Here is a 23,551-nt window from a genome sequence, read left to right as displayed (position 1 = left end):
CCGGTCAGCCACAGCCGCCGGGCTCGTCGTGATCGAAAGAGCCGATCGTCGCGAGCGCCGCCACCGGAAGACGGTCGCTCGGGTCCGCCGCGCCGCCCGGCTGCGCGGCGCTCCGCGCGCGCACCGCCGACTCGACCTCGGCCACCCGGTCCACGCCCCAGAAGCGGTGCCGTCCCACGATGAACAGCGGGATGCCGAACACCTCGTCGCGGTGGGCGCGGACCAGCGCGTCCAACCCCAGTTCGCGAATCCGGTCGTCGTCGGCGGCGGCCATCAGTTCAGCCCCGGGCAGTCCGGCGGCGTCGCAGGCGGCCCGAAGCGTCTGCGGGTCGCTGATGTTGTCGCCCCGGTGCCAGCGGGCCTCGGTGACGACCCGGTAGAACCGCCGCTCGCAGCCCAGTTCGCGGGCACGCAGCCAGCCCAGGGCGGACGGCTCCCACCAGGGCGCGACGTCCACCGGCCAGACCAGGCGGTAGCCGAGGCCGGCGGCGAGGCGCTTGGTGTCGTGCAGGATGTACAGGTGCTTGGCCTTGCTCATCACCGTGTAGTGGAAGTCCGCGCCGCGGTCGGCGAGAGCGGCGCGCATCCGGGTGTCGGGATCCCAGAAGGGCACGTACTCGAACCGGTCCGCGAAGTCGGGCACCCGTTCTTCGAGCTGCCGCAACGCCATCCAGCTGAACGGGCTCTGGAAGGAGAAGTACACCCGCGGGCGGTCGGTCACGCGGCGCTCCACAGCAGCGCGGCCTGGGTCGGTCCGTCCATCACGGCGACCTGGCCGGCGTCCGGGCCGCTCGCCACCCCGTACCCGTGGGTGATCGACCCGGTCGCGGTGGGCACGATCACGCCGTCGCGTACGACATAGCAGTCCATCCGGCCGGTGAACATCACGTCCTTGACGATGTCGTCGACTGTGAAGACCGTGTGCAGCTCCTCCTCCAGGCGCGCGTCGGCGAGCAGCCGCACCTGGGAGCGCGTCACCGCCGGGATCCAGTTCCGCTCGGTGAGCATGCGCCGGATCGAGATGCCGCGCTCCGCCAGGTAGCGGTGCACCACCTCCTCCAGGTCCCGCACGTAGCCGGAGTGCTGCATCCGGTCGGAGAACTGGCAGTGGGGGTACGGGATGGTCTCGGACCACCGGAAGCCGGGCCGGAACGCGGCCGGCGTGGGGCCCGGCGCCCGCAGCTGGGCCAGGTCGGTCACCACCCGGCCGGCGATCTCCCGCGGCAGCTCGCCGGTGACGCCGGACGGCGCGACGAAGGCCACCCGGACCTTGCCCTTGAGCACGGGGACCGGTCGTCCCTCCCGCTCCACCAGCAGGGTGACCGCGAAGGTGTCCTCGGCACCGCCGGAACCGCCCACCGGGACCGCCTCGGCCCGTACCTCGTCGTCGACGAAGACCGGGCCGGGAAGCCGGAGCGAGTGTTCCACGAAGGACAGCTGCACGCCGTGGTCGTGGAAGAGCCGACCGGGTCCGGTCCCTCGGTCGCGGTAGTGCTGGAGCACCACGTCCTCGGCCAGGTACACGAACTGCTTGAAGCCGACCCAGGTCCCGATGTTGGCGCCCTCGTAGCGAGGGCGGCCGCGACAGGTGGTGGGCTGGGCGTCGACGGCGAGAGTCATGCGTAAACCTCCATGGTCGGGCCGGCCGGCGCGGCGGCCGGTACGACTCGGTCGAAGAACTCGGCGCACTCGGCGGCGACCTCGGCCGCCTGGGTGACGTGGCAGAAGTGGCCGTAGTGCGGGTGTACGCGGACCCGCGCCGCCGGCATCACGGCGAGCGAGTCCGCCCGCGCCCCGGCCAGTCGCTGGTCACCGAGACCGGCCAGGACGAGCGTCGGCGTGACCACCCGGGCCAACTCGGGCCGGGGCGTCGCCAGCAGCCGGTCGAGCACCACCTCGGCGGCCCCGTCGGGAACCCGTTGCAGGGCCTTTCCCACCATCACGGCCAGCACGTCGTCGGCCACCGCCTCCGCACGGCGGCCGAGCCGGACCCGCAGCCCGTCGGCGACCACCTGCCGGATCGCGGCCCGGGTGCGGGCGACCAGCACCGGTCGCGGAGCCCGGCCCGCGGGGCGCACCAGGGGCGCGATCAGCACTGCGGCGCGGGCCGCGGGCCGGGCCGCCCCGGCGAGGTGGTCCAGGACCGCGTTGGCGCCGAACGAGTGCCCGACCAGGACGTCGGCGGGTTCGGGCAGCTCCGCCAGGGCGGTCCGCAGCCATTCGGCGGGCCCGGCGGACGTGGCCGCCCATGGGGTGGCCGGGCCTTCGACGGCGCCGCACCACGGCGCGTCGACGACCCAGCAGCGGTAACCCGGACCGAGCCGCCTGGCGAGTTCCTGCCAGGTGCCACCGTGGTCGGCCAGTCCGTGCACCGCCGCCAGCACCCGTCCACGCCCCGCCGGCGGAACGGCACCGGGCCCGGTGAGCAGCCGCCAGGTCACCGGCGCCCCCGGTGGCGGCTCAGCCGGCCGGTGGCGAAGCCGTCGTCGGCAGAGCCGCAGGTCACCGCCGCCTCGGTCGCGTCGCCCACACCGGCCGGCCGGTCCGCCGGATCGGCGAGCCACCGGGCGGCCAGCGCGGTCTGCAGCACGCCCGTCGCGCCGTACCCGGACGCCAGGACGCCGGCCAGGTCGGCGCTGGGGGCGTCCGCACCGGACAGCCGCACCACCGGCCCGGCGTCGGCCGGAACCGGCTCCGGCGCGCTGTGCCGGCGCACCGAGCGCAGGCGTACTCCCGGGCGGTCCGCCGCGGTGAGCACCACGCACGCGGCGATGCCCTCGGGCGGTCCGGGCGGCAGTCCGGCAGCGGACCGCAGCGCGGCGGCGACCGCGTCGCCCGGTTCGGCGCCGACGACGACGGCGCGACGGGTCCGCCCGCCGCGCACCAGCAGGGCACCGAGGCGCACGGCGTCGAGCCCGCCCGTCGCCCCGGAGCAGACCATCAGGTTGGGGCCGGTGAAGCCGTACCGGATGGCGATGCTGCTCGCGATGATGTTGCTCGATGCGTTCGGGGCCTGCATCGGGCTCACCCCGCGCAGACCGCCCGCGCGGACCTGGTCGACGATGTCGCAGACGGTGGCGACGTTGCCCAGGTTGGAGCTGACCACCACTGCCGTGCCGGCGGCGCCGGGCACCGGTCCGGTGGGCCGGCCGGGCGGCAGCCCGAGAGCCTTGTGCACGGCGCACATGGCCAGCCGCACCGCCGGTTCCTTGAACAGCAGCCCCTTGCGCCCGAGGAGGCCGTGCGCCTCGTCCGGGCCGCAGGCCGGCGTGGTGTCCGAGGCGATCAGCAGGCCCGGGGCGACGGCGGGCACGTGTACGGCCGCCGCCTCGATCAGCACCCCGTCAGCGGTCATGCCGCACCTCCACCAGACAGACGGCGTTCACGCCGCCGAAGCCGAACGCGTTGACCTGGGCGACGTGCGCGCCGGTGCGAGCCGGCCGGCCGATCACCAGGTCCAGTGGCGCCGCCTCGGCGATCGGCATCCGCAGTCCGGTCACCGGCGGCACCGTGCCGTGCCGCAGCGCCTCGACGGCGACCAGCAGGCTCATCAGTCCGGCGCTGCCGGAGGTGTGCCCGATCGCGCCTTTGATCGCGGTGACCAGTGGCGGGCGGCGTACGTCGGCGAACAGTCCGGCCAGCACCCGGGCCTCGGTGGGATCGTTCAGCGCGGTGCCCGTGCCGTGCGCCAGCACCAGGCCGACGTCGGCGGGGCGCAGGCCGGCCCGCTGGTAGGCGTCGGCCATCGCGGCGCGCAGGCCCTCCGGGTCCGGGGCCGTCTCGTGGTAGGCGTCGCAGGACATGCCCACGCCTCGCAGGCGCACCTCGGCCTCGCTGTCCGGCACGGAGCGCAGCACGACTGCCGCCGCGCCGTCGCCGAGCAGCACCCCCCGGCGATCGGCGTCGAACGGTCGTACCGCGTCGCTGGACTCGTCGCCGACCCGTCCGATCATCGCGAGCATGCTCTCGGTCATCGCGTCGGCCCCGCAGGCCACCACCGCGTCGGCCTCGTCGAGGCGGATCAGGTCGGCGGCGAGCGCCAGCGCGTGCGACGACGCCGAACAGGCGTTGGAGACGGTGACCACCTCGGTCACGCCGGGCAGCGTGTCGCGGACCGCGCCGGCGAAGTGCAGCGCGTGCGGTTCCACAGGCAGGCCGTCGGCCCGCCACCGTTCCACAGCGCGCAGTTCCCGCAGTCCGGTGCCGACGATCACGACGATCCGTTCCCGGGCGCCGTCCAGGCCGGCCTGCCGGGCCGCCTCGGCCACGCATTCGGCGAGCCAGGCGCTGGCCCGGTACGGACGCTCCTCCTCGACGGCGTCGACGTGGTAGCCGTACCGCACGTTCACCTGGTCCGGGTTGACGTACCCCAGTGGCTGGCGACCGGACTTCCCGGCGAGCAACGCGGTGAACGTCTCCGCGGTGCCGCCCAGCGCGGTGCGCATGGCACTACCGGTGATTGCGAGAGCCATGCCCGGTCCCCCTCAGCAGGGCCGCGCCGACGGTGCCGTCGGGGCTGCCGGCGACGATCAACGACAGCGAGCCGTCGTCGGGCGTACGCCGGTGGTGGGCCAGCAGCACCGCGACCTGGAGCGCGCCGGCCGCGGTCGGGCAGTCACCGGCGACGCCGGTGACGGAACTGCGGTCGGCCTGCCGGCCGACGGTGGCGTCCAGGGCCCGTTCCTCCTCGGCCGCACCGCAGGAGAGCACGCGCGCGAGGTCCGTCGCGGCGACGCCGGCGTCTCGCAGCATCCGGCGCACCAGGCCGGCGAGCGCGGTCGCGACGTCCATGCCGGCGCCGGTGTGCGCGACGTCGACCGCCACGATCTCGGCCGACGGTGTGCGTCCGGCGGCCCGCATGGCGGTGGCGTCCTCGACCAGGAAGACCGCGCCGCCCTCACCGCCGGCGGTCGCCGGGGCGCCGTCGGAGCCCGGGCTGCCCGCCCAGGCCATGTGCGGGGTGTACTCCTCGACCGCCCCGACCAGCAGTGCGTCCGCCCGGCCGCGCCCCAGCATGGTCCGGGCGTAGCGCAGCGCGGTGATGGTGGCCGTCCCCCCACCGGCGAGGGTGGCGTTGACCCCGCGCAGCCCGTGCCAGATGGCCGCCTGACCGGCGGCGCAGTTGAGCACCGTGTTGGGGAAGAGGATCGGGTTGACCAGGTAGGGCTTGTCCTGCACGTGGGTGTCGCGGCTGTAGTCGCTCGTCGACTGGAGGCTCCCGACACTGGTGCCGAGCACCACGCCGACCCGCTCCCGGTTGTCGTCGTCGACGACCAGGTCGCTGTCGGCGAGCGCCTGGCGGCAGGCGAGCACCGCGAACGCGGTCCGGCGGTCGAGGAAGCTGGTGCCCTTGCGGCCGAGATGGTCCCGGGCGCGGAAGCCCGCGAGGGCGTACGCCCGCGGGTGCGGCACCGGCTCGTCGGTCAGCTCGGCGGCGTCGACAGTGACGTCACGGCCCGCGCGCAGGCCGGCGGTGAACTCGTCGGCGCCCAAGCCGTACGGCGACACCACACCCCATCCGGAGATGCCGAGCACTGTGGTGATGCCGGGAAGGTCGGTGGTCACTGTCATGCGAGCCGTCCCAGGATCGTGATGGCGTTGTTGCCACCGAAGGCGAACCCGTTGACCTGGACGATCTGTGCCTGCGCGGGTCGGGCCCGGTTCGGCACCACGTCGAGGCCGGGCATCGCCGGGTCGGTGGTGAGGTGGTTGATGGTGGGAGCGAGGAAGCCGGACGACAGGGCCAGTGCCGCGGCGACGGCGCTGAACCCGCTCGCCGCGCCCATGGTGTGCCCGAGCATCGACTTGACCGAGCTCATCGGGGGCAGCCGGTCGCCGAACACCTCGCGGACCGCCTCGTACTCGGCGGCGTCGTTGGCGGGAGTCGCGGTCCCGTGGGCGCAGATGAAATCCACCTCGTCGGGCTTGATGCCGGCGTCCCGGTGGGCCAGCCGCATGCACCGGGCCACGCTCGCCGCGTCCGGGGCGGTCGGATGCTTGGCGTCGCAGGTGAGGCCGTAGCCCAGCACCTCGCAGTAGATCCGGGCCCCTCGGGCCTGGGCCGAGTCGAGGCTCTCCAGGAACAGCGCCACCCCGCCTTCGGCGGTGATGACCCCGGCGCGGTCCCGGTCGAACGGCGCGCAGCGTTCGGCGGCCAGGGCGCCCAGCCGGTAGAACCCGGCGTGCGCCCACCGGCACACCGAGTCGGCCCCACCGACGATCATGTAGTCCTGGTCGCCGGCGGCGATGGCGTCGAAGGCGTACCCCAGTGCGTAGTTGCTGGCCGAGCAGGCCGTCGAGACGGTCGTCGTGGTGCCCCGCAGGTCGAGCTCGCGGCTCACCGCCTCGGCGACCCGACCGGCCGGCATCTGACGGGCCAGCGACCGCGGCGTCGGCCGGTAACCGTCACGCAGCCAGTGCTCCGTGAGTCGCTCCACCACCTGTGATTCGCCGCTGGTCGTGCCCATGCAGACACCCACGCGGGCCGAGCCCGCCGCGACGTCGAGCGCCCCCGCGTCGGTGAGCGCGAGCCGGGCCGCCGCGGCGGCGAAGAGGCTGCTGCGCCCCCATTCGGCGGGATCGATCCGGCTCACCATGTCGTACGGCTGGAACTCGTGCACCTCGCCGGCGCGCTCGGTCACGAAGCCGGTGGTGTCGAAGCTGGCGATCGGCGTGATTCCGCTGCGTCCGGCGCGCAGCGCGGCCGCGAAGACGTCGATGCCTGTGCCGATGCTCGAGACCGGCCCTAGCCCGGTCACCACAACCCTTCGGTTCATCACTGGGGTGTCCTCCGTGAGTCCTTGGGCCGCGGTCGCGGGAGCGCCGGGGCGCCACCCCGCCATCCGTGGCGTGGTCGGATGCCACCCTCGGGCCGCGGCCTTGTGCGGGCCTCGCGGCGCCCTCGACATCACCTCGAGCAGGGCAACGGCACGTCGAGCAGGCCTGGAGAGTGCTTCGAGGAGGACGGGTGACCGTCGGGCGGGCCGGCGTTCCGCCGGCGCGGGACTTCATCGATACCATCCGACGGACCGCCGCACCGACCGACCGGGAGGACCCTTGAGCCGCAGCACCGTGACGAACACCGACGGCCGGAGCGGCGACGGCACCACCGGCGTGCGGCCGGGCTCCTGGGCCGGGTACGGCGCCTGCATATGGGCACTGCTGTTCGCGGGGCTCAGCTTCTACTGGGCGGCCGGCGGCCTCCTGGGCCAGGGCACGATCGGCCCGGCTGTCGAGGAGCCGGCGCTGGCCCGGGAGCCGGCGTTCGTCGCGCTGCTCTGGGGCACCGCGGTGCTCAAGCTGCTCGCCGCGCCGCTGGGTCTGGCGCTGGCCACCGGACGCCCGCGCTGGGTGCCGCGCTGGCTGCTGCTGCTCGGCGGCTGGGGCGCGGCGGCGTTGCTGTCTCTCTACGGCCTGGCCAACCTGACGCAGCACCTGCTGATTGTGGCCGGCGTCGTCGATCTGCCCGCCGGGCTCGGATCGGCTCTGCCCTGGCATCTGTTTCTCTGGGATCCGGTCTGGCTCTCCGGTGGGGCCCTGTTCACATTGGCCGCAATTTCCTACACTCGACCGCCGGGGCTACTCAACAACACAAAACGGTGAACTGAGGAGATTGTCCCGGCGAGATCTTGCCCACTCGGCACGGCCAATGGAAACTATCCTTCGCAGGCCGGTCGGGGCGAGGGGGCAGAGGGCTTATGGATACGAACGCGCTCGCCACAGGCTTGTCCGTAGCGAGCGCGTTCGAGGGCCGGCACGCTGCAATTATGGCCACCTTTCGGAAGCGTCTCCTGACGGTCACCGGTGAGCTGGGCCTCGACCAGGACCAGATGGACCAGATAGTCGCCCAGGCCGGGCAGGTGCTGGACGACGTCACGGCGAGCCTGCGCACCGGTCAGCCCGAGATCAACGAAGTGCGGATCGGCCTCGCCTCGCAGGCCGGCCCGAAGCCCGCCCCCCGAGCCGTGATCCACCCGGTCGACTCGCTGCGGGCCGCGAACGAACTGATCGAGCCCGTGCTGGACGCGGTGATCGAGACCGCGGCCGGTCTGCCCGACGCCACGTGCATCTTCCGGACCGCCAATCAGGCGCTGCAACGCAGCGTCCTCACGCGCATCCGCTGGTCCTCCGAGTCGTACCTGGCGTTCCTGCTCGACCGGGTGCGGCAGGCCCAGATGGCGGAGCGCCGCCGGATCGCCCGGGAACTGCACGACCGGGTGGGCGGGCCGACAAGCGTGGTGAACCGCAACCTGCAGCTGGCCAAGCGGTACGCCGAGGTCGACCTGAACCGGCTCCAGGAGAAGGTGGAGGTCGCCTACGAGGCCAGCGTGCAGAGCATGGACGCGCTCCGGGGCGTGGCGACGGACCTGCGCCTGGAGTCCGAGTTCAACAACCTGGAACAGGCTCTGCGCGGGTTCGTCTCGGCGATGACCGACGGCAGCGCGGTGGTCGACCTCGCGATCAGCGGGGACGAGTCATGGGTGCCGGCCGAGGCGCTCGCGGAGCTCTTCCTCGTGGTACGTGAGGCGCTGCGCAACGCGTTCCACCACGCCGGCGCGAGCACGATCGTGAGCCACATCGACATCGCACCGCACGAGGTACGCGCCTGGGTGGGCGACGACGGACAGGGCTTCGATCCGGCCTCCGGCCGGTCCGTGCACGGGCACGGGCTGACCTCCATGCGCGAGCGGATCGAACTGCTCGGTGGGAAGCTCGTCGTGCAGACCGCACCGGGGCGCGGCACGCACATCGAGATCTTCGTCCCCCTGTCGAGGAAGACATGACACCGCCTGCTGAATCCGACGTGTCCATCACCATCGTGCTCGTCGACGACCACGCACTGTTCCGGCACGGCCTGCGCGAGCTGCTGTCGATGGAGCCCGACCTGGTCGTACTCGGCGAGGCCGGCACGGGCGCCGAGGCGGTGGTGATGGCGGCGAGGCACCGGCCGGACGTGATGCTCCTCGACGCGGGCATCCCGGGCGAGCAGGCCGCGGCCACCATCGCCCGTACGCTCGCCGTCGCCCCGGACACCCGGATCATCATCCTCAGCATGTTCGACGAGCCTGCCGTCGTGAAGGAGCTGCTCGGCGCCGGAGCCCAGGCGTACCTGGTCAAGACCGTCACCCGCGACGACCTCGTGGCGACGCTGCGCAGCGTGCGGGGCGACGGCGACCGGGTGATGCTGTCGATCTCGCGGGAGAGCTTCGAACGGGTCAGCGACGGCCGCTCCAGCATCCTGTCCGCCCGCGAGGCGGAGATCCTCGCCCTGGTGGCCCAGGCGTACAGCAACTCGCAGATCGGGCGGCGGCTGGACATCACCGAGGGGACCGTCAAACGGCACCTGCGCAACGTGTTCACGAAGCTGGGGGCGGTGTCCCGGCTCGACGCGGTGAACAAGGCCGTGGCGTCGAACCTGATCACGGTGGAGAAGCCGGCCGCGCCGGCGCCCCGAGGCTAGCCGTACACGCTCGGGCCCCATGTCGTCACCACGCCGACATGGGGCCCGGGTCGGCTGGGCTCAGCCGGCCGGCACCAGCAGGCGCGCGTCCGCGCCGTTGAGCACCTGCCGTTGGAGGTCCTGCAACTCCGGCGTCGGTTCGAGACCGAGTTCCTCGGACAGCGTCTGCCGCAGGCTCTGATACGCGCTCAGCGCTTCGGCCCTTCGCCCGCACCGGCTCAACGACGAGATCAGGTGGGCGTGGAGCCACTCGTTGAGCGGGTGCGCCGCGACCAGTGCACGCAGCTCGGTGACGAGTTCCCGGTGCCGGCCGAGCCGGGCGTCGGCCTCGATGCGCAGCTCCAGCGCCCGCATCCGCAGCTCGGCCAGGTGGGTGACGTCCGCACTTGTCCACGCCCCGACGCTGACGTCGTCGAGCACCGGCCCCCGCCACAGCGACAGGGCACGGCGCAGCACCTGGACGGCCTCGACGGGCCGTCCCTGGTCCAACAGGCCGTCACCCTCGCGACAGAGGCGGGCGAAGAGGGTGGCGTCAAGCTGGTCCTCCCGCATCGACATGCGGTAGCCCGCCGGGCGGGTCACGAGAAGCTGGCCGGAGGGCCCGGTGGCGCCGACCCGCTCGAACAGGTTACGGAGCTGGTAGATGTACGTCTGCGTGGTGGTGGCCGCGCTCCGGGGCGGTCGGTCGCCCCACAACCAGTGGAAGATGCTGTCCTGGCTCACGGTCTGGTTCGCCCGCAGCAGCAGCAGCGCCAGAACGGCCCGCACCTTGGGTGCGGTGGGGGCGCAGTCGACACCGTCGTGCCGCACTTCCAGGCCGCCGAGAATGTTGAAGCGGAGCATTGTGTACCCTCTTCTCTTCGCAACTGGCGTAGACGCTAATCGTCGACCAGCCGGAATCCGCTCCCGCTGCGCCCAACGTGATCATCACGGCCACCAATCGGAACGCGGCAGTACGTCTTTAGAGGTAGTTCATCGAATCCGCCGCATGCTCAGCCGACATTCCTCAGATCAAATAAATCGCATGGCCAGCCGCGCTTTGCGAATACTATTCGCACCACTTCCGGGGCACCCCGAACAGCGCCGCAACAGCGCGCGGAGCAGGCCGTCAGGCCCCGGCGTCCCGCGCGGTCGCCTCCGCCAACGACTTGATGTTGAGGAGTTGCCTGCGCCCCATGAGCGCGTCACCGACGGCCAGCGCGCTGCGGCGGGCACGCTCGAACGTGGTCGAGGCGCCCACGTCGAGCCGCCCGACCAGTCGCGTGCCCTGCGGGGCGGGACTGACCCGGTAGGTCACCGCCACCTCGCCGTAGCTACGTCGATGGCGATCGGCGATGACGCCGGTGAGGTGGTCGTCGAGAGCGAACTCGGCCACCGTGAAGATCAAGAACTTCTGCCCCGCCGCCAGCTTCTCCGCGCCCGGAGTGAGGGTCCGCGGGCTGCGCCGTCCGAGGTTGTCGACCAGGTCGTAGCTGTACGGCGCCACCTTGAGCTGGCACAGCCACCGGTAGACCACCGGAACCGGCGCCGCCACGTCCACCGCCCGGACGAACGAGCGGAACGGCACGGTCAGGTACCGATCGCACGGATAGCGGTCGGCGACCTCCTCCGGCGTGGCGTTCCATACCCGAGGGTCCAACCGCCGCAGTCTCTCAATCAGCACAACTGTCCGCCTTGTCGATGAGCCGGCCGGCCACGCGCCCCGGTCGGTGCGCGCATTCGCCGATCGACCAGTGAACTCCGCGCGGGTCGAGAGTGCGTCGACGACGGCTGGAAGCCGTCCGCCGGCGCACCGCCCGACCGGGCACCGGTCCTTGATGATCCGGAGCCGGCCCGGTAGAAACGGCGGGGCCGACAGGAGATCACTCATGACCGATGCCCACGGGCAGTTGTCCGCGACGCCCCGCACGAGCCTGCGCCGGATGAAGGAGAAGGGGCACCACGACCGCGCCGCCCTGCTCGACGTGCTCCGGGCCGGGTTCGTCTGCCACCTCGGCGCCCTGGTGGACGGTGACCCGATGGTGGTACCCACCGTCTACGGGTTCGACGACCGCCACCTCTACCTGCACGGCTCGGTGGCCAGCCGGAGCCTCACCACCGACACCGACGTCTGCGTCACGGTCACCGTGGTCGACGGCCTGGTGCTGGCGCGCTCGGTGTTCGAGCACGGGGTCAACTACCGCAGCGCGATGGTCTACGGCCGGCCCCGGTGGGTGACCGACACCGAGGAGAAGCTGCACGGCCTGCGGCTGCTGACCGAGCACGTGGCACCCGGCCAGTGGGACCACGCCCGCCGCCCGAACCGGCGGGAGCTGGCGGCCACGGCCCTGCTGGCGCTGCCGCTGGCGGAGGCGTCGGTCAAGACCCGCAGCGGCCCGCCGGACGACGGCGACAGCCCGGACGCCGCGCTCGGGCTCTGGGCCGGCGAGCTTCCGCTGGTGGCGCGCTGGCAGCAGCCGGTGACCGATCCGGCGCTCCCGCCGACGGCACCGGTGCCGGCACACGTGGCCGCCCGCGCCGGCACCCGCGTCGACAGGCACTGACCGCCCGGGGCGGCCGCGCACACGCGACCGCCCCGGTCCGGCGGCGTCCTACCGCAGCCGCCGGGCCACCTCCGCGAGCGGCAGCCGGGGCTGGACGGCGGCGCGGGCGGCGACCACGGCCAGCGCCCGGGGCACCCCCGCGCAGTGGGCGATGATCTGCCGTACCGCCTCGCGTTCGGCGGTCAGCCGGCGCTCGCCGAGACGGGCCGCCAGCAGTTCCCACGCCTCGCCGGCAGCCAGCTCGTCCACCACGACCGGGCGCGCCGCCTCGCCGACGACCAGTCCGGTGAGGCGGTCCCGGCTGGTCACCACCACCATGCAGCCGGGGACGCCGGGGAGCAGCGGCCGTACCTGGTCGGCGTCGCGCGCGTCGTCGAGCACGATGAGCATCCGGCGTCCGGCGAGCACGCTGCGGTAGAGACCGGCGCGCGCGGCCGGGCCGCACGGAATGCCGCCCGGTACGTCGAGCGCCTCCATGAGGCCACCGAGCGCCTCCGCCGGCGCCACCGCCGGGCGGCGCGAGTCGCTGCCGCCGAGCTGGACGTGCAGCACCCCGTCGACGAACCGGGCGGCGGACCGGTGGGCCCAGCGCAGCGCCAGCGCCGTCTTGCCGATTCCGGAGCGTCCGGACAGGACGCACACCACGACACTGGACATCCGTCGTGGTCCGCCGTCGAGCAGCCGGTCGAGTTGCCGCAGTTGTGCCGAGCGCCCGGTGAAGCCGGGGATCTCCAGCGGCAACTGCATGGGACGGATCCGGGCCGGCGCCGGATGGGCCGGCAGGCCGAGCACCTCGCGCAGCAGCCGGACGGTCGCCGGCCGCGGGCTGGTCACCCGCGACGACTCCAGGTTGCGGATGCTCCGGACACTCAGGCCGGTGCGGGCGGCCAGCTCCTCCTGTGTGAGGTTGGCCCGTCGCCGAGCGGTAGCGATTTCATCACCCAACGTATCCATGTAGCCGATCACAGCGTCGTCTCCGTACCGGTTCTGGCGGATTCGTACAGGCGGACCACCGCGGCGTGACAACTGAGCGGGCAATCAGCAGCGCCATTGCCGGTGATCTGCCGGTGAAGCTCCTGTTAGCCAGCCGAGGTTAGGTCCACAGTGGTTCCGACGCTATCGACCGGAGTCGAATTGCCACCCGGGCGGGAGACCGGCATGGCGTCGCACAAGCACCACTTCCGGTCACTCTCCGCAAACCTGATCCGTCCGGCGCGCCCGACGGGAATCGCGCCGACCAGGAGGACGAACATGCGAAGGTACGTCAGCGACACCGCCGAACTCACCGACGAGTACGGCATCCAGATCGGCCGCTGGACGCAGTACCGCGATCTCGGCCCGTTGCCGTTCGACGCCATGTGGTGCGTGATCCCGCCCGGTGGCAGCAGCAGCGAGGACATCCACCCCGAGGTGGAGTTCGCCGTGGTGACCCGCGGCACCGCCATCTACGAGGCGGGCGGCGAGAAGGTCGAGGTGCCGACCGGCGGGGTGATCCTGCTCGAACCCGAGCAGCGTCACGTCATCCACAACCCCTCGCCGGAGCAGCCGCTCACCATCCTCAGCATCTACTGGATGCCCCGCGCCGACGGCGCCGCCGACGCGGGCGACGGGACCGGCCGTGGCTGACGGACGGACCGCCGCCGGCGCGGTGCTGGTGGTGACGCCGCCACCGACGCCGAACGGGCCGCTGCACCTCGGGCACCTGAGCGGCCCGTACGTCGCCGGCGACGTCGCGGCCCGCGCGCTGCGTGCCGCCGGCAGGCGGGTGGTGACCCAGTGCGGCCTGGACGCGCACCAGAACTACGTGCTGGCCCGGGCGCAGGCGCACGGCGAGACCCCGGCCGACACGGTCGCCCGCTACGGGTCGTTGATCCACGCCGCGTTGCGCGCCGCACGCATCCGGTACGACGTCATGGCCGACCCGCTGGAAGACGAGAGCTACCGCCGGGCGGTGGCCGGCCTGCTCACCGAACTGGTCGAGGCCAAGGTGGTGGAGGTCGCCCCGGTGTCGCTGCGCGCCTGCGCGGCCTGTGGGCGGACCCTGCACCACGTCCGGGTCGCCGGGCGCTGCCCGGCCTGCGGCGCCGGCGCGAACGGCGGCACCTGCGAGGGGTGCGGTGGCTTCTGCACCGCCGCGAACCTGATCGGCGCGCGTTCGACCTGCTGCGAGGCGTCACCCGAGCCGGTCACGCACACGGTCCCGGTGCTCCGGCTCGACGACCACCGGGAACGACTCGCCGAGTTCTGGTCCCGCGCGGTGCTGCCGCCCCGGCTGCGGCGCCTCGTCGCGTCCCACCTCGACGGCGGGCTGCCGGAGGTGCCGCTGGCGTACCCGACGGACTGGGGAATCGAGTGGGACGACGGCCTGCGCATCGACGTCTGGGCCGAGATGGCCCTGGCCAACCTGGTCCTGCCCGCCCGCCACCTGCGGCCGGACGCGGACACGCTGGCCGGGTACCTGGACGCGTGGCGTGACGTGGACGAGCAGTGGATCTTCCTCGGGATCGACAACGCCTTCTACTACGCGCTGCTCATCCCGGCACTGCACCTGGCCGCCGGGCTGCCCGACCGGCCGACCGGGCTGGTGGTCAACGAGTTCTACCGGCTCACCGGCTCCAAGTTCTCCACCAGCCGCGAACACGCGATCTGGGCGCACGAGTTCCTGGCCACCGAGGACCCGGCGGTGATCCGGGCGTTCCTGAGCTGGGACCGGCCGGACAGCTACGAGTCGGACTTCCGCCCCGAGGCGTACGAGGCGTTCACCGCCCGGTACGCCGCGACCCTGGCCGGCACCACCGCCGGCCTGGACGGCGTCCTGGCCGACACCGAGCTGACCCGAGGCGAGCAGGCGCTGCGCCTGGAGCACTTCGACCCCGCCACCGCGGTCCGGGCGGCGCTGGCCGCGTACCCCGGCCGGCCGGAGCGGGCGGCCCGGCTGCTCGGCGTCATCGGCGGCGCGGAAGCGGCGGAGTCCGATGGGTGAGCCGCGCGTGCTCGTCGTCGGCGCGGGCGTGAGCGGTGTCCTGCTGGCCCGGCGGCTGCGGGACGCGGGCGCCGAGGCGGTCCTGATCGGGCCGTCCGACAGCGGCGCGGCCGGACGGCCCGCCGACGCGACGGCCGCGTCCGGTGGGCTGGTGCGGGCCTTCGAGCCCGATCCGGCCGCCCGGTCCCTGGCGGCCGCGAGCCTCGCCGAGCTGCTGGGCGACCCGTCCCTCGCGACCGCCGCCGGGTGGCGGCGGACCGGCTCGCTCTACCTGCTCGACGCCGGGGCGGCGGCCGGCGTGGACGGCGCCGAGGTGCTGACCCGGGACGAGGTCGCCCACCGGTTCGGCTTCGCCGGGCTCCCGGACGGCACGGTGGGGATCTGGGAGCGCCGGGCCGGCTACCTCGATCCGGACCGGCTGCGCCGGACCGTCATGCGTGGCCTGGACCGCACCGAGACGACACCGGTGGCCCGCCTCGACGACCGCGTGGTCGAACTGCGCGACGGCCGCCGCCTCACCGGCGACCTCGTCGTCGTGGCCGCCGGCGCCTGGACCCCACGGCTGCTGCGCGCCGCCGGGCTGCCGACCTCGCTGCGCACCAAGCACATCCAGTACACCCGTCACGCCACCGGCCGGGCCGACCTGCCGTGCTTCGTGGACGAGACCAGCGGTCTCTACGGCCGGCCGGCCGGTCCGGGGCGCGTGCTGCTCGGGCTGCCGAGCGACAGGTGGGACGTCGACCCGCCGGCACCCGAACCGGACACCGCACTGGCGGCACGGGTCCGGGCGGTGGCCACGCAGCGGCTGCCCGGCCTGGATCCGCGACCGGTCGGCCCGCCGGTGAGCGCCGCCGACTGCTACAGCGAGCCCGCCGGCCTGGCCCTGCGCCACGTGGCCGGCGCCGTACACACGTTCACCGGCGGCAGCGGCGGCGCCGCCAAGACCGTCCTGGCCGCCAGCCGGCTCGCCGCCACCGCCCTGCTGAACACCCGAACCGCGATCCCTGTCCCCCACGGCCAGACAGAGGCAGACTGATGACGCAGACCTTTCACACAGTGGGAATCGGCGCCGGGCCGGCGAACCTGAGCCTCGCGGCGATGTACGACACCCTCGCACCGCACGACATCGCGTTGTTCGAGGCGCGGGACCGGCCGGGCTGGCACGACGGGATGCTGCACAGCGGCGTACGCATGCAGACCGGCTGGGTCAAGGACCTGGTCTCGCTCTACGACCCGACCCACCCGCTGTCGTTCCTCAACTACCTGGTCACCACCGGCCGGGTGTACGCCCTGCTGGGCGCCGGGTTCGACACCATCCCCCGGATCGAGTACCAGCAGTACCTGGTGTGGGCGGCGGGCCAGTTGCCGCGCATCACGTACGGCACCCGCGTCGACCGGGTCGAGTTCGACGGTGCGATCGTCAGCCGCAGCGGCGGTGCGGCCCTCGCCCGCTCCCGGCACCTGGTGCTCGGCAGCGGGACCGTCGCTTTCGTACCGGACTTCCTGGACGCCCTGGATCCCCGGCACCTGTTCGTCGCCGACGAGCTGCACCGGCGACTCGCCACCGTGCCGGACGAGCCGGACCTGCCGTGGATCGTGATCGGCAGCGGCCAGACCAGCGCGGAGTGCGTCGCGGCGCTGCTCGCCCGCGGCTGCCGCGACATCAAGTGGATCGGGCGGCGGTCGTGGTTCGCCCCGCTGGAGGACTCCCCGTCGGCGAACGACCTGTACCGGCCCGCCTACCAGGAGGCGTTCCTCACCCTGTCCCGGGACGTGCGGGAACGCCTCGTCTCCGGCCAGATCCTGACCAGCGACGGCATCTCCCCGGGCACGTTGCGCGGCGTCTACCAGCACAACTACGAGGAGCGGCTGCGTACCGGCCGGTTCCCGGTCACGATCATGCCGAGCCGGACCGTGACCGGAGCCCGGCAGCTCGACGGGGAGGTCGAGCTGGAGTGCCTGACCGCCGGCAGCGGCGAGGAACGGCACCGGGCGGTGAACCTGGTCGTCGCGGCGGGACGCCGGCAGGCGCCGCTGCCCTTCGATCCGGAGCTGACCGCGCTGCTCGACCTGGACGAGCGCGGCGAGCCGATCATCGAGTCGGACTACTCGATCCGGTGGAAGCACGCCGACGACCACAAGATCTTCGTGCTGAACCGGGGGCGGTACGTCCAGGGGCTCGTCGACTCCAACCTGAGCATCCTGCCGATCCGTAGCGCGATGATCCTCAACTCGATCGCCGGCCGCACCGTCTGCCGGTTCCGCGACGACTACCTGAGCACCCGATGGGCGTGAGCGCGATGACGTCATTCGACTACGACGACCGGATCTTCGTCTCCGTCGACCACGCCGGTGACGCCGATCCGCTGCGGGGGCACTACCACCAGCGCGGCGACCTGGTCTGGGCGGAGATCTCCGGCGGCCCGGTACGGCACGGCCGGCTCGCCGGCACCTGCGACGCGCAGGGCGTGGTGCGCTTCGCGTACCTGGAGGTGCTCACCGACGGCAGGATCGTGGTCGGCGAGTGCGAGTCCCGGCCTGAGCGGCTGCCGGACGGCCGGATCCGGCTGCGCGAGCAGTGGCGCCGGCACGGGCCGCGCCGCGACAGCGGCGTCTCGGTCATCGAGGAGGCCGGCCCGGCCCGTGTCGAGGCGAGGGAGGAGCAGCGTGTCTGACATCCAGATCGTCAGCTTCGTCGCCGCGAGCCTGCTCATCATCATCGTGCCGGGCGTCGACTTCGCCCTGGTCACCCGGCAGACCGTCAGGTACGGGCGGCGGGCCGGATTCGTGGTGCTGGCCGGGCTGTTCGCCGCCGCCCTGGTGCACGCCTCGCTCGCCACCGCCGGTCTGTCCGCCCTGCTGGTCTCCTCACCGGCGCTCTACACGGTGCTGCGCGTCGCCGGTGCGCTGTACCTGCTCTACCTGGGCGGCACCATCCTCTGGGCCACCCGGCCCCGCCGGACAGCCCCGGTGGCGCAGCCGGTCCCGGTCGGCGCGGGTGGGGCCGGTGCCGGCACGGACGTCAGCGCGCCGGTCCGGGACACCCCGGTCGCCGACGAGCCGCACGTGGCCCGGCGCTCGTTCGTCATGGGCGTCACGAGCCAGCTGCTGAACGTCAAGGTGGTCGTCTTCTACGTCTCGTTCGTGCCGCAGTTCGTCAAGCCCGGCGACGGGGCGGCGGCCCGCACGGCGGTGCTGGCCGCCACGTTCATCGGCCTCGCCGTGCTCTGGTGGGCCTGCTACATCCTGCTCATCGACCGGTTGCAGCCCTGGCTGACCCGGCCCTCGGTGCTGCTGGTGATCGAACGGCTGACCGGGCTGATCCTGATCGTCCTGGCGGTGCGGATCGCGCTGAGCCACTGAGCCGAACCGCGGCGCCCGCCGGCCCGGCCGCACAGCCGGGCCGGCGGGCGCCGTGGTGTCAGTCGTTGCGCGGGCGGTGGGCGACGGTGAGGACGTGGGTGGTCGGCCAGTCCAGCGGCCGGCCGTCCAGGCCGGTGAGGGACGCGACCGGCGCGATCCGGTTGTCGACCACCCAGTCGTTGCGGACCGGCGCCGAGGCCGGGCCGATCTCGAAGCCCGCCTCGGTGAGCAGCGCCGTCCAGTCGGCGAAGCTCAGGCCGCAGAACTGCTCCTTCGTCTCCGACAGCCAGTTGTCGGTGTAGTCCTTACGGGTCAGGTAGTCCATCGCCGCGCCCAGGCCGAGACGTACCGCGCCGTCGGCCAGCGGCTCGTATTCGAAGCCGAACGCGAAGTCGACGGCGAACTGGTCCAGCCGCGCCCGCGTCGACAGTCCCGAGACGTACCGCCGGACCTCGGCCGAGGTCAGGTCGGCCAGATCCAGGCGGGGCGAGGCGGGGTTGTCGCCGTCGTCGGCGGCCAGCCGCAGGATCACCTGCCGCCCGGGGTCGTCCGGTCCGCACACGTCACTGTTGATCCAGACGCCGCCGGGCACGGTGTGGTCGTGGATGCGGCGGGCGAACTGGAGCAGCGACTCCCGCTGCCGCCCGTACGACCAGATCTCGTGGGTGAGCGCGAAGGTGAGCGTGGTGTCCACCGACCGATCCTTGAACACCGCGCCGCCGAGGACGTTGCGGTGGAAGAAGTACACGTTGGCGTTGCGGAACACGCCCTGTGCCTTCTTGTGCAGGCACTCCTGGTAGAGGTGGCGGGCCACCTCCACGCCGATCAGGTCGCTCTCCCGCAGCGCGGCCTCCCGGTCGGCCAGCTCCAGCACCGCGCCCGCCCCGCAGCCGATGTCCACGATGCGTCCGGGCTGCACGTACCGGCGCACCGAGTCCCACTTGCGTTGCGCGGCCGAGGCGAACGCCTCCACGTACGTCCGGTAGTCGCGGGTCACCGTGAGGCCGCCCTCGTCGCCCACCAGCGGGTCGTTCACCACCGACCGGATCGCCTCGACCAGGCGGTAGCGCTCGAACACGTCGATCGTCGCCGGGTGGGTGAGCGTACGCCAGGTCTCGTCGCCGCCGGCCAGGCGCAGCAGCACGTCCCACGGCCGTTCGGGCGTCTCCGGCAGGTCGGGGTCCGCCTCGACCAGCGCGATCGCGAAGCCGAGCCGCTCGTACAGCTTCGCGACCTCCGGTGTGGAGCAGGCCACCACCGTGTCGGCGGGCGTGAGTTCGAGCCCGGTGGCCACCGCGATGCTCTTGAGCGTGACCTCCGCGAACGCGTCGGTGTACGCGGTGTCGAAGATCGGCACGGCCAGCGAACGCAGCCCGGTCAGCACGCTGAACCGCTCGATCGCGGCCTCCCGCCTGTGGTATGCGACGGGGTTGCGCCGGGTGTTCTCGTGGTTGGCCGACGTCACCGCCCAGACCACTGTGGCCTCGTCGCCGGCGAGCCGGCGCAGGTAGTCGGCCTGGAACCGGGTCAGCAGGTGATGCCGCCCGGGGAACAGCACGAAGCGGGTCGGCAGGTCGGTCATGGACACCTCGCCTGGGCGGTGGAGCGGTCGGTGATCATACGGGGACGCGCCAGGAACGCCACAGATGGCCGTACCGGCCGTCGGCGGCCAGCAGCTCGTCGTGCGTGCCCTGCTCCACGATCCGGCCGTGGTCGAGCACGACGATCCGGTCCGCGGTGACCGCCTGGCTGAGCCGGTGCGCCACGATCAGCGTGGTACGCCCCCGCGTGGCCGCCAACGCCGCCCGGTCCAGGTCGCGGGCTCCGGCGCTGCCGGCCTCGGCGGTCGCCTCGTCCAGTACGGCGACGGCGGGCGCGGTGAGCACCAGCCGGGCCAGGGCCACCTGCTGGGCCTGGGCGGCGGTGAGCCGGTGGCCGCCCTCGCCCACCGGCGTCGCCAGCCCGTCCGGCAGGGCACGCAGCCAGGTGGTGGCGCCGACCCGCTCCAGCGCGTCGAGCAGCTCGGCATCGCTCGCGTCCGGGGCGGCCAGGCGCAGGTCCTCGGCGAGCGGCCCGGCGAAGACGTGCACCTCCTGGCTGACCAGTGCCACGTCGCGCCGGGAGGTGACCTCGCCCGCCCCGGTCAGCGGCACGCCGTCGAGGCGTACCGATCCGTCGGTGGGCGCGATGATCCCGGCGGCGATGCCGGCGAGTGTGCTCTTGCCGGCGCCGCTGGCGCCGACGAGCGCGACCCGCTCCCCCGGTGCCAGGCGCAGCTCGACGTCGGCCAGCACCAGCGGCCCGTCGTCGTAGTGGTGCCGGCGCACGGTGACGTCCAGCGCCGCCGGGCCGCGCGGGCCGGCGGGCGGTGCGGCCGGGCCGGGCGCGGTGGCCGGTGCGGTGTCGGGCAGGTTCGCCACGCCGACCAGGCGGGCGAGGCTCGCGCCGGCCTGCAACACCGAGTCGGACTCCATCAGCAGCAGGCCGATCGGGTTGAACAGGCGGTGGAAGTAGAGCGCGGCGGTGGTCGCCGCGCCGACGGTGACCAGGTCGTCACGGACCAGGAAGAACCCGGCCACGAGCACCGCGGCCAGGCCGAGGAACTCCGACCTGTTGATCCGCAGCCCGAAGCGGGTGTGCAGGTTGAAGATCTCCAGCGACAGGTCGCGGGCCAGGCCGGACCGCTCGGCGATCGCCGCCACGTGCGCGTCCTCGGTCCGGTACGCGCGCACCGTCGCCGCGCCGCGCAGCGCGCCGGCCAGCGCCTGCGTCCGCTCGCCGGTGGCGACCCGCTCGCGGGCGTAGTACGGCATCGAGCGCCGCAGGTACCAGCGCAGCGCCAGCGCGTACGCGGGCGCGGCCACCAGCCCGGCGAGGCCGAGCCGCCAGTCCAGCGCGACCAGCCCGAACACGGTGAGCACGACGGACAGCAGTGCGCCGACGAACGCCGGTCCGCTCACCGCGATCACGTTCGTCACCACCGCCACGTCGTCGCCGACGCGGGCCAGCAGGTCACCGGTGCCGGCCCGCTCCAGCGTCGCCGACGGCAGGTGCAGCGCCCGGTCGAGGACGCGCTCGCGCAGCCGGGCCAGCACCGTCTCGCCGAGCCGGGACGCGAGCGCGGCGCCGAGCGCCGTGAGCAGGCCGGTGACCACGGCGGCGGCAGCGATCACCGCCACCCGGCCGGCGATCCGGGAGACCGGGGCGTCGGCGATGACGTCGTCGACCAGGCGGCCGAGCACCCAGGGCGCGACCAGGCCGCCCGTGGCGGCGGCGACGAGCACCGTCGCGGCGGCGGCGGCGAGGCCGGGCCGGGCGCGGAACTGGGCGCCGAGCGTGGTCCAGGTCTGCCGGGCGGACGCGACCGGCAGCAACGTCCGGCCGGGGGTACGCGGGTCAGCGGTCACCGCAGTGTCTCCTCGCGGTAGCGGGCGTCGGAGGCCAGCAGGCGTTCGTGCGGTCCCTCGGCGGCCACCCGGCCGTCGGCGATCACCACCACCCGGTCGGTGATCCGCAGCAGGGCGGGGCTGCTGGTGATCAGCAGCGTGCCCCGGGGCGCCACCCGGCGCGCTGCGGCCAGTCCCTCGGCGAGCTGCGCCTCGGTGGCCGCGTCGACGGCGGTGGTGGGGTCGTGCAGCACCAGCACGGGCGGGTCGGCGTGCAGCGCCCGCGCCAGCCCGAGCCGCTGGCGCTGTCCCCCGGAGAGGTTCGCGCCCCGCTCGACGAGCCGGTGGTCGAGGCCGCCGGGGTGCGCGTCCACCACGTCCTGGGCGGCGGCGGCCCGGACGGCGGCGTGCAGCCGCGCCTGGTCGGTACGGGCACCGGCGGCGAGGTTGGCCGCCACCGTGCCCTCGAAGAGCGTCACGTCGTGCGGCTCGACCAGCACGGTGCCGCGCAGCGCGTCGACGTGCAGGTCGTCGGCGGGTACGCCGTCGACACGCACGGCGCCGCGGCGCGCGTCCGGCGGCACCCGCCCGGACAGCAGCGCCACCAGCGCGTCGGCGTCGGCCGGGTCGTACGCGAGCACACCGACCACCTCGCCGGGGCCGACGCGCAGGTTCACCCCGTCCAGTCCGGCGTGCCCGACGTCGTCGAGGGCCAGCCGTGGCCCGTCCGGGTGTGCCGGCGCCGGCGCGTCACCGGGCCGGGTGAGCGGCTCGGCGCCGAGCACGCGCGCCACCCGGGCGGCGGAGGCGCGGGCCATCGCGAACAGCTGCACGCACCAGCCCATGGTCTGCACCGGCTCGGCGACGAACTGCGCGAGCCCGACCACTGTGACCAGCTCGCCGATGGTGAGCCGGCCGCGCAGGGCGAGCCAGCCGGCCACTCCGGCGACGGCCGCGAGGAACAGGCCGTTGGCGGCGGTGGTGAGCCCGAGGTGGAGCCCCTTGGTGTTGGCGGCGCGCAGCGTGACCGCGAGGGCGTTGCGGCTGGCGGCGGCGTACCGGCCGGCGGCGTGGTGCTGGGCGCCGATGCCGCGCAGCACGCGCAGGCCGGAGACGAGGTCCACGGCGAGCGCGGTGGTCTCGGCGAGGGCCTCCTGTTGGGAGGCGCTGCGCCGGGACAGCAGCGGCGCCATCCGTTGCAGCACCAGGACCAGCACCGGTACGCCGACGAGCACGCCGAGTCCGAGGGGGACGTCGATGACCAGCAGGGCGGTCGCCGCGACGGTGAGCGCGGTCACCGCGGCGACGCCGAACCCGGCCACCCGCACCACGAGCGCGGAGAGTTCGGCGTCGGAGGCGGCGACCGAGAGCAGCTCGCCGTCGCGCAGGCCGGAGCGGTGCCCGCGCGGGTCGAGCGCGCGCTCGGCCATCTCCACCCGCAGCAGGTGCGCCTCCCGCTCCACCGCGGCGAATGCCTGGCGGGCGCCGTTGCGGTAGGCGAACGCGAGCACGGCGAAAAGGGCCGCGAGGCCGGCGACCGAGTACGCCAGCGCCCACGGGTCGCCGGTCACCACGGCGCGGTCGATGATGAGGCCGATCGCCACCGGCACGAGCGCCTCGGCGACCTGGTGCAGGCCGAGCAGCGTCACGCCGATCAGCACCGGCCGCCGCTGGCGGCGCAACGCCTGACGGAGCACGTGCCGGGCCGTGACGGCGCTGCCGACGGGGAGCGGGGACACGAGGGGTTGCCTCCAGTGATCGAAGTGAGGACAGCCTAACCTCAGGCCTCGTGGTGGCCGAGCCGGGTGGCACGGCT

23 protein-coding genes are annotated in these 23,551 nt (G+C 73.7%); 10 read left to right on the top strand and 13 right to left on the bottom strand.

Features of this window, described 5'->3' with window-relative positions; genetic code table 11:
- Window positions 1-4: 4 nt before the first annotated feature.
- The 7 genes from GA0070562_RS06280 to GA0070562_RS06250 are packed head-to-tail and all read right to left on the bottom strand — an operon-like array spanning window position 5 to window position 6,776.
- A complete protein-coding gene (locus GA0070562_RS06280) occupies window positions 5-721 on the bottom strand; it encodes a 2-hydroxychromene-2-carboxylate isomerase (protein WP_091418401.1) in 717 nt (238 codons plus the stop codon).
- A complete protein-coding gene (locus tag GA0070562_RS06275) occupies window positions 718-1,620 on the bottom strand; it encodes a hotdog family protein (RefSeq protein WP_091416738.1) in 903 nt (300 codons plus the stop codon). The genes GA0070562_RS06280 and GA0070562_RS06275 overlap by 4 nt, the downstream gene beginning before the upstream one ends.
- Entirely contained in the window at window positions 1,617-2,441 is an 825-nt protein-coding gene (locus GA0070562_RS06270) for an alpha/beta fold hydrolase (protein WP_175438663.1), read from the bottom strand. Before GA0070562_RS06270 ends, GA0070562_RS06275 begins: the two co-directional genes overlap by 4 nt.
- Entirely contained in the window at window positions 2,438-3,355 is a 918-nt protein-coding gene (locus tag GA0070562_RS06265; protein WP_091416730.1) for a beta-ketoacyl synthase N-terminal-like domain-containing protein, read from the bottom strand. Before GA0070562_RS06265 ends, GA0070562_RS06270 begins: the two co-directional genes overlap by 4 nt.
- The gene (locus GA0070562_RS06260) at window positions 3,345-4,472 is read right to left on the bottom strand and encodes a beta-ketoacyl synthase N-terminal-like domain-containing protein (protein WP_091416725.1); all 1,128 of its coding nucleotides are present in this window, start codon (window positions 4,470-4,472) and stop codon (window positions 3,345-3,347) included. The genes GA0070562_RS06265 and GA0070562_RS06260 overlap by 11 nt, the downstream gene beginning before the upstream one ends.
- On the bottom strand, window positions 4,450-5,571 hold the full coding sequence (locus GA0070562_RS06255) for a beta-ketoacyl synthase N-terminal-like domain-containing protein (protein WP_091416722.1): 1,122 nt from the start codon (window positions 5,569-5,571) through the stop codon (window positions 4,450-4,452). The genes GA0070562_RS06260 and GA0070562_RS06255 overlap by 23 nt, the downstream gene beginning before the upstream one ends.
- Window positions 5,568-6,776, bottom strand: a complete 1,209-nt coding sequence (locus GA0070562_RS06250) for a beta-ketoacyl-[acyl-carrier-protein] synthase family protein (protein ID WP_091416717.1) — start codon at window positions 6,774-6,776, stop codon at window positions 5,568-5,570. Before GA0070562_RS06250 ends, GA0070562_RS06255 begins: the two co-directional genes overlap by 4 nt.
- Before the next feature lie 280 nt (window positions 6,777-7,056).
- Here GA0070562_RS06250 and GA0070562_RS06245 point away from each other — a divergent pair, with 280 nt between their 5' ends.
- The 3 genes from GA0070562_RS06245 (at window position 7,057) to GA0070562_RS06235 (ending at window position 9,460) form a co-directional block, all read left to right on the top strand.
- Window positions 7,057-7,602 (top strand): DUF3995 domain-containing protein, encoded by a 546-nt coding sequence (locus GA0070562_RS06245; RefSeq protein WP_091416714.1) that lies wholly within the window; start codon window positions 7,057-7,059, stop codon window positions 7,600-7,602.
- Window positions 7,603-7,766: 164 nt separating this feature from the next.
- The gene (locus GA0070562_RS06240; RefSeq protein ID WP_175438662.1) at window positions 7,767-8,783 is read left to right on the top strand and encodes a sensor histidine kinase; all 1,017 of its coding nucleotides are present in this window, start codon (window positions 7,767-7,769) and stop codon (window positions 8,781-8,783) included.
- Between the two features lie 20 nt (window positions 8,784-8,803).
- Complete coding sequence (locus GA0070562_RS06235; RefSeq protein ID WP_225853063.1) at window positions 8,804-9,460, top strand: response regulator; 657 nt, start codon at window positions 8,804-8,806, stop codon at window positions 9,458-9,460.
- 60 nt (window positions 9,461-9,520) lie between these two features.
- Here GA0070562_RS06235 and GA0070562_RS06230 read toward each other — a convergent pair whose 3' ends face one another.
- Both GA0070562_RS06230 and GA0070562_RS06225 read right to left on the bottom strand, forming a co-directional pair.
- Window positions 9,521-10,303, bottom strand: a complete 783-nt coding sequence (locus GA0070562_RS06230; protein ID WP_091416704.1) for an AfsR/SARP family transcriptional regulator — start codon at window positions 10,301-10,303, stop codon at window positions 9,521-9,523.
- Window positions 10,304-10,568: 265 nt separating this feature from the next.
- A complete protein-coding gene (locus tag GA0070562_RS06225) occupies window positions 10,569-11,099 on the bottom strand; it encodes a hypothetical protein (RefSeq protein ID WP_208576252.1) in 531 nt (176 codons plus the stop codon).
- Window positions 11,100-11,328: 229 nt separating this feature from the next.
- Here GA0070562_RS06225 and GA0070562_RS06220 point away from each other — a divergent pair, with 229 nt between their 5' ends.
- Window positions 11,329-12,003 carry a pyridoxamine 5'-phosphate oxidase family protein gene (locus GA0070562_RS06220; protein WP_091416700.1) on the top strand — a complete coding sequence of 225 codons (675 nt, stop codon included), beginning with the start codon at window positions 11,329-11,331 and terminating at the stop codon, window positions 12,001-12,003.
- 48 nt (window positions 12,004-12,051) lie between these two features.
- On the opposite strand, the gene GA0070562_RS06215 is transcribed toward GA0070562_RS06220, so the two are convergent.
- A complete protein-coding gene (locus GA0070562_RS06215) occupies window positions 12,052-12,957 on the bottom strand; it encodes a helix-turn-helix domain-containing protein (protein WP_244253759.1) in 906 nt (301 codons plus the stop codon).
- 297 nt (window positions 12,958-13,254) lie between these two features.
- Here GA0070562_RS06215 and GA0070562_RS06210 point away from each other — a divergent pair, with 297 nt between their 5' ends.
- From GA0070562_RS06210 to GA0070562_RS06185, 6 genes are read left to right on the top strand one after another with little or no spacing between them, the layout of a single operon-like run.
- Complete coding sequence (locus tag GA0070562_RS06210) at window positions 13,255-13,629, top strand: cupin domain-containing protein (protein ID WP_091416694.1); 375 nt, start codon at window positions 13,255-13,257, stop codon at window positions 13,627-13,629.
- On the top strand, window positions 13,622-14,986 hold the full coding sequence (locus GA0070562_RS06205; RefSeq protein ID WP_091416691.1) for a class I tRNA ligase family protein: 1,365 nt from the start codon (window positions 13,622-13,624) through the stop codon (window positions 14,984-14,986). The genes GA0070562_RS06210 and GA0070562_RS06205 overlap by 8 nt, the downstream gene beginning before the upstream one ends.
- A complete protein-coding gene (locus GA0070562_RS06200) occupies window positions 14,979-16,022 on the top strand; it encodes an NAD(P)/FAD-dependent oxidoreductase (RefSeq protein WP_091416688.1) in 1,044 nt (347 codons plus the stop codon). The genes GA0070562_RS06205 and GA0070562_RS06200 overlap by 8 nt, the downstream gene beginning before the upstream one ends.
- Entirely contained in the window at window positions 16,022-17,281 is a 1,260-nt protein-coding gene (locus tag GA0070562_RS06195) for a SidA/IucD/PvdA family monooxygenase (RefSeq protein WP_091416684.1), read from the top strand. The genes GA0070562_RS06200 and GA0070562_RS06195 overlap by 1 nt, the downstream gene beginning before the upstream one ends.
- A gap of 5 nt (window positions 17,282-17,286) precedes the next feature.
- Window positions 17,287-17,661, top strand: coding sequence for an avidin-fold protein (locus GA0070562_RS06190; protein WP_244253758.1), 375 nt, complete (start codon window positions 17,287-17,289; stop codon window positions 17,659-17,661).
- Complete coding sequence (locus GA0070562_RS06185; RefSeq protein WP_091416678.1) at window positions 17,654-18,349, top strand: LysE family translocator; 696 nt, start codon at window positions 17,654-17,656, stop codon at window positions 18,347-18,349. The genes GA0070562_RS06190 and GA0070562_RS06185 overlap by 8 nt, the downstream gene beginning before the upstream one ends.
- A 58-nt stretch (window positions 18,350-18,407) precedes the next feature.
- Here GA0070562_RS06185 and GA0070562_RS06180 read toward each other — a convergent pair whose 3' ends face one another.
- The 3 genes from GA0070562_RS06180 to GA0070562_RS06170 are packed head-to-tail and all read right to left on the bottom strand — an operon-like array spanning window position 18,408 to window position 23,474.
- A complete protein-coding gene (locus GA0070562_RS06180) occupies window positions 18,408-19,931 on the bottom strand; it encodes a class I SAM-dependent methyltransferase (RefSeq protein WP_091416675.1) in 1,524 nt (507 codons plus the stop codon).
- A gap of 34 nt (window positions 19,932-19,965) precedes the next feature.
- Complete coding sequence (locus GA0070562_RS06175) at window positions 19,966-21,756, bottom strand: ABC transporter ATP-binding protein (RefSeq protein WP_091416672.1); 1,791 nt, start codon at window positions 21,754-21,756, stop codon at window positions 19,966-19,968.
- Window positions 21,753-23,474, bottom strand: coding sequence for an ABC transporter transmembrane domain-containing protein (locus GA0070562_RS06170; protein ID WP_091416669.1), 1,722 nt, complete (start codon window positions 23,472-23,474; stop codon window positions 21,753-21,755). The genes GA0070562_RS06175 and GA0070562_RS06170 overlap by 4 nt, the downstream gene beginning before the upstream one ends.
- Window positions 23,475-23,551 lie beyond the last annotated feature (77 nt).

Origin of the sequence: Micromonospora tulbaghiae (assembly GCF_900091605.1) — a bacterium.
In the GTDB taxonomy this organism is placed as follows: domain Bacteria; phylum Actinomycetota; class Actinomycetes; order Mycobacteriales; family Micromonosporaceae; genus Micromonospora; species Micromonospora tulbaghiae.
This window is presented reverse-complemented; position numbering and strand designations above follow the sequence as displayed.

What these genes read in the sequence shown, in the direction of transcription:
- GA0070562_RS06275 (WP_091416738.1), bottom strand. Translation starts at nt 1,620, where the DNA reads ATGACTCTCGCCGTCGACGCCCAGCCCACCACCTGTCGCGGCCGCCCT.
- GA0070562_RS06265 (WP_091416730.1), bottom strand. Translation starts at nt 3,355, where the DNA reads ATGACCGCTGACGGGGTGCTGATCGAGGCGGCGGCCGTACACGTGCCC.
- GA0070562_RS06260 (WP_091416725.1), bottom strand. Translation starts at nt 4,472, where the DNA reads ATGGCTCTCGCAATCACCGGTAGTGCCATGCGCACCGCGCTGGGCGGC.
- GA0070562_RS06255 (WP_091416722.1), bottom strand. Translation starts at nt 5,571, where the DNA reads ATGACAGTGACCACCGACCTTCCCGGCATCACCACAGTGCTCGGCATC.
- GA0070562_RS06250 (WP_091416717.1), bottom strand. Translation starts at nt 6,776, where the DNA reads ATGAACCGAAGGGTTGTGGTGACCGGGCTAGGGCCGGTCTCGAGCATC.
- GA0070562_RS06240 (WP_175438662.1), top strand. Translation starts at nt 7,767, where the DNA reads ATGGCCACCTTTCGGAAGCGTCTCCTGACGGTCACCGGTGAGCTGGGC.
- GA0070562_RS06230 (WP_091416704.1), bottom strand. Translation starts at nt 10,303, where the DNA reads ATGCTCCGCTTCAACATTCTCGGCGGCCTGGAAGTGCGGCACGACGGT.
- GA0070562_RS06220 (WP_091416700.1), top strand. Translation starts at nt 11,329, where the DNA reads ATGACCGATGCCCACGGGCAGTTGTCCGCGACGCCCCGCACGAGCCTG.
- GA0070562_RS06215 (WP_244253759.1), bottom strand. Translation starts at nt 12,957, where the DNA reads ATGGATACGTTGGGTGATGAAATCGCTACCGCTCGGCGACGGGCCAAC.
- GA0070562_RS06210 (WP_091416694.1), top strand. Translation starts at nt 13,255, where the DNA reads ATGCGAAGGTACGTCAGCGACACCGCCGAACTCACCGACGAGTACGGC.
- GA0070562_RS06200 (WP_091416688.1), top strand. Translation starts at nt 14,979, where the DNA reads ATGGGTGAGCCGCGCGTGCTCGTCGTCGGCGCGGGCGTGAGCGGTGTC.
- GA0070562_RS06195 (WP_091416684.1), top strand. Translation starts at nt 16,022, where the DNA reads ATGACGCAGACCTTTCACACAGTGGGAATCGGCGCCGGGCCGGCGAAC.
- GA0070562_RS06190 (WP_244253758.1), top strand. Translation starts at nt 17,287, where the DNA reads ATGACGTCATTCGACTACGACGACCGGATCTTCGTCTCCGTCGACCAC.
- GA0070562_RS06180 (WP_091416675.1), bottom strand. Translation starts at nt 19,931, where the DNA reads ATGACCGACCTGCCGACCCGCTTCGTGCTGTTCCCCGGGCGGCATCAC.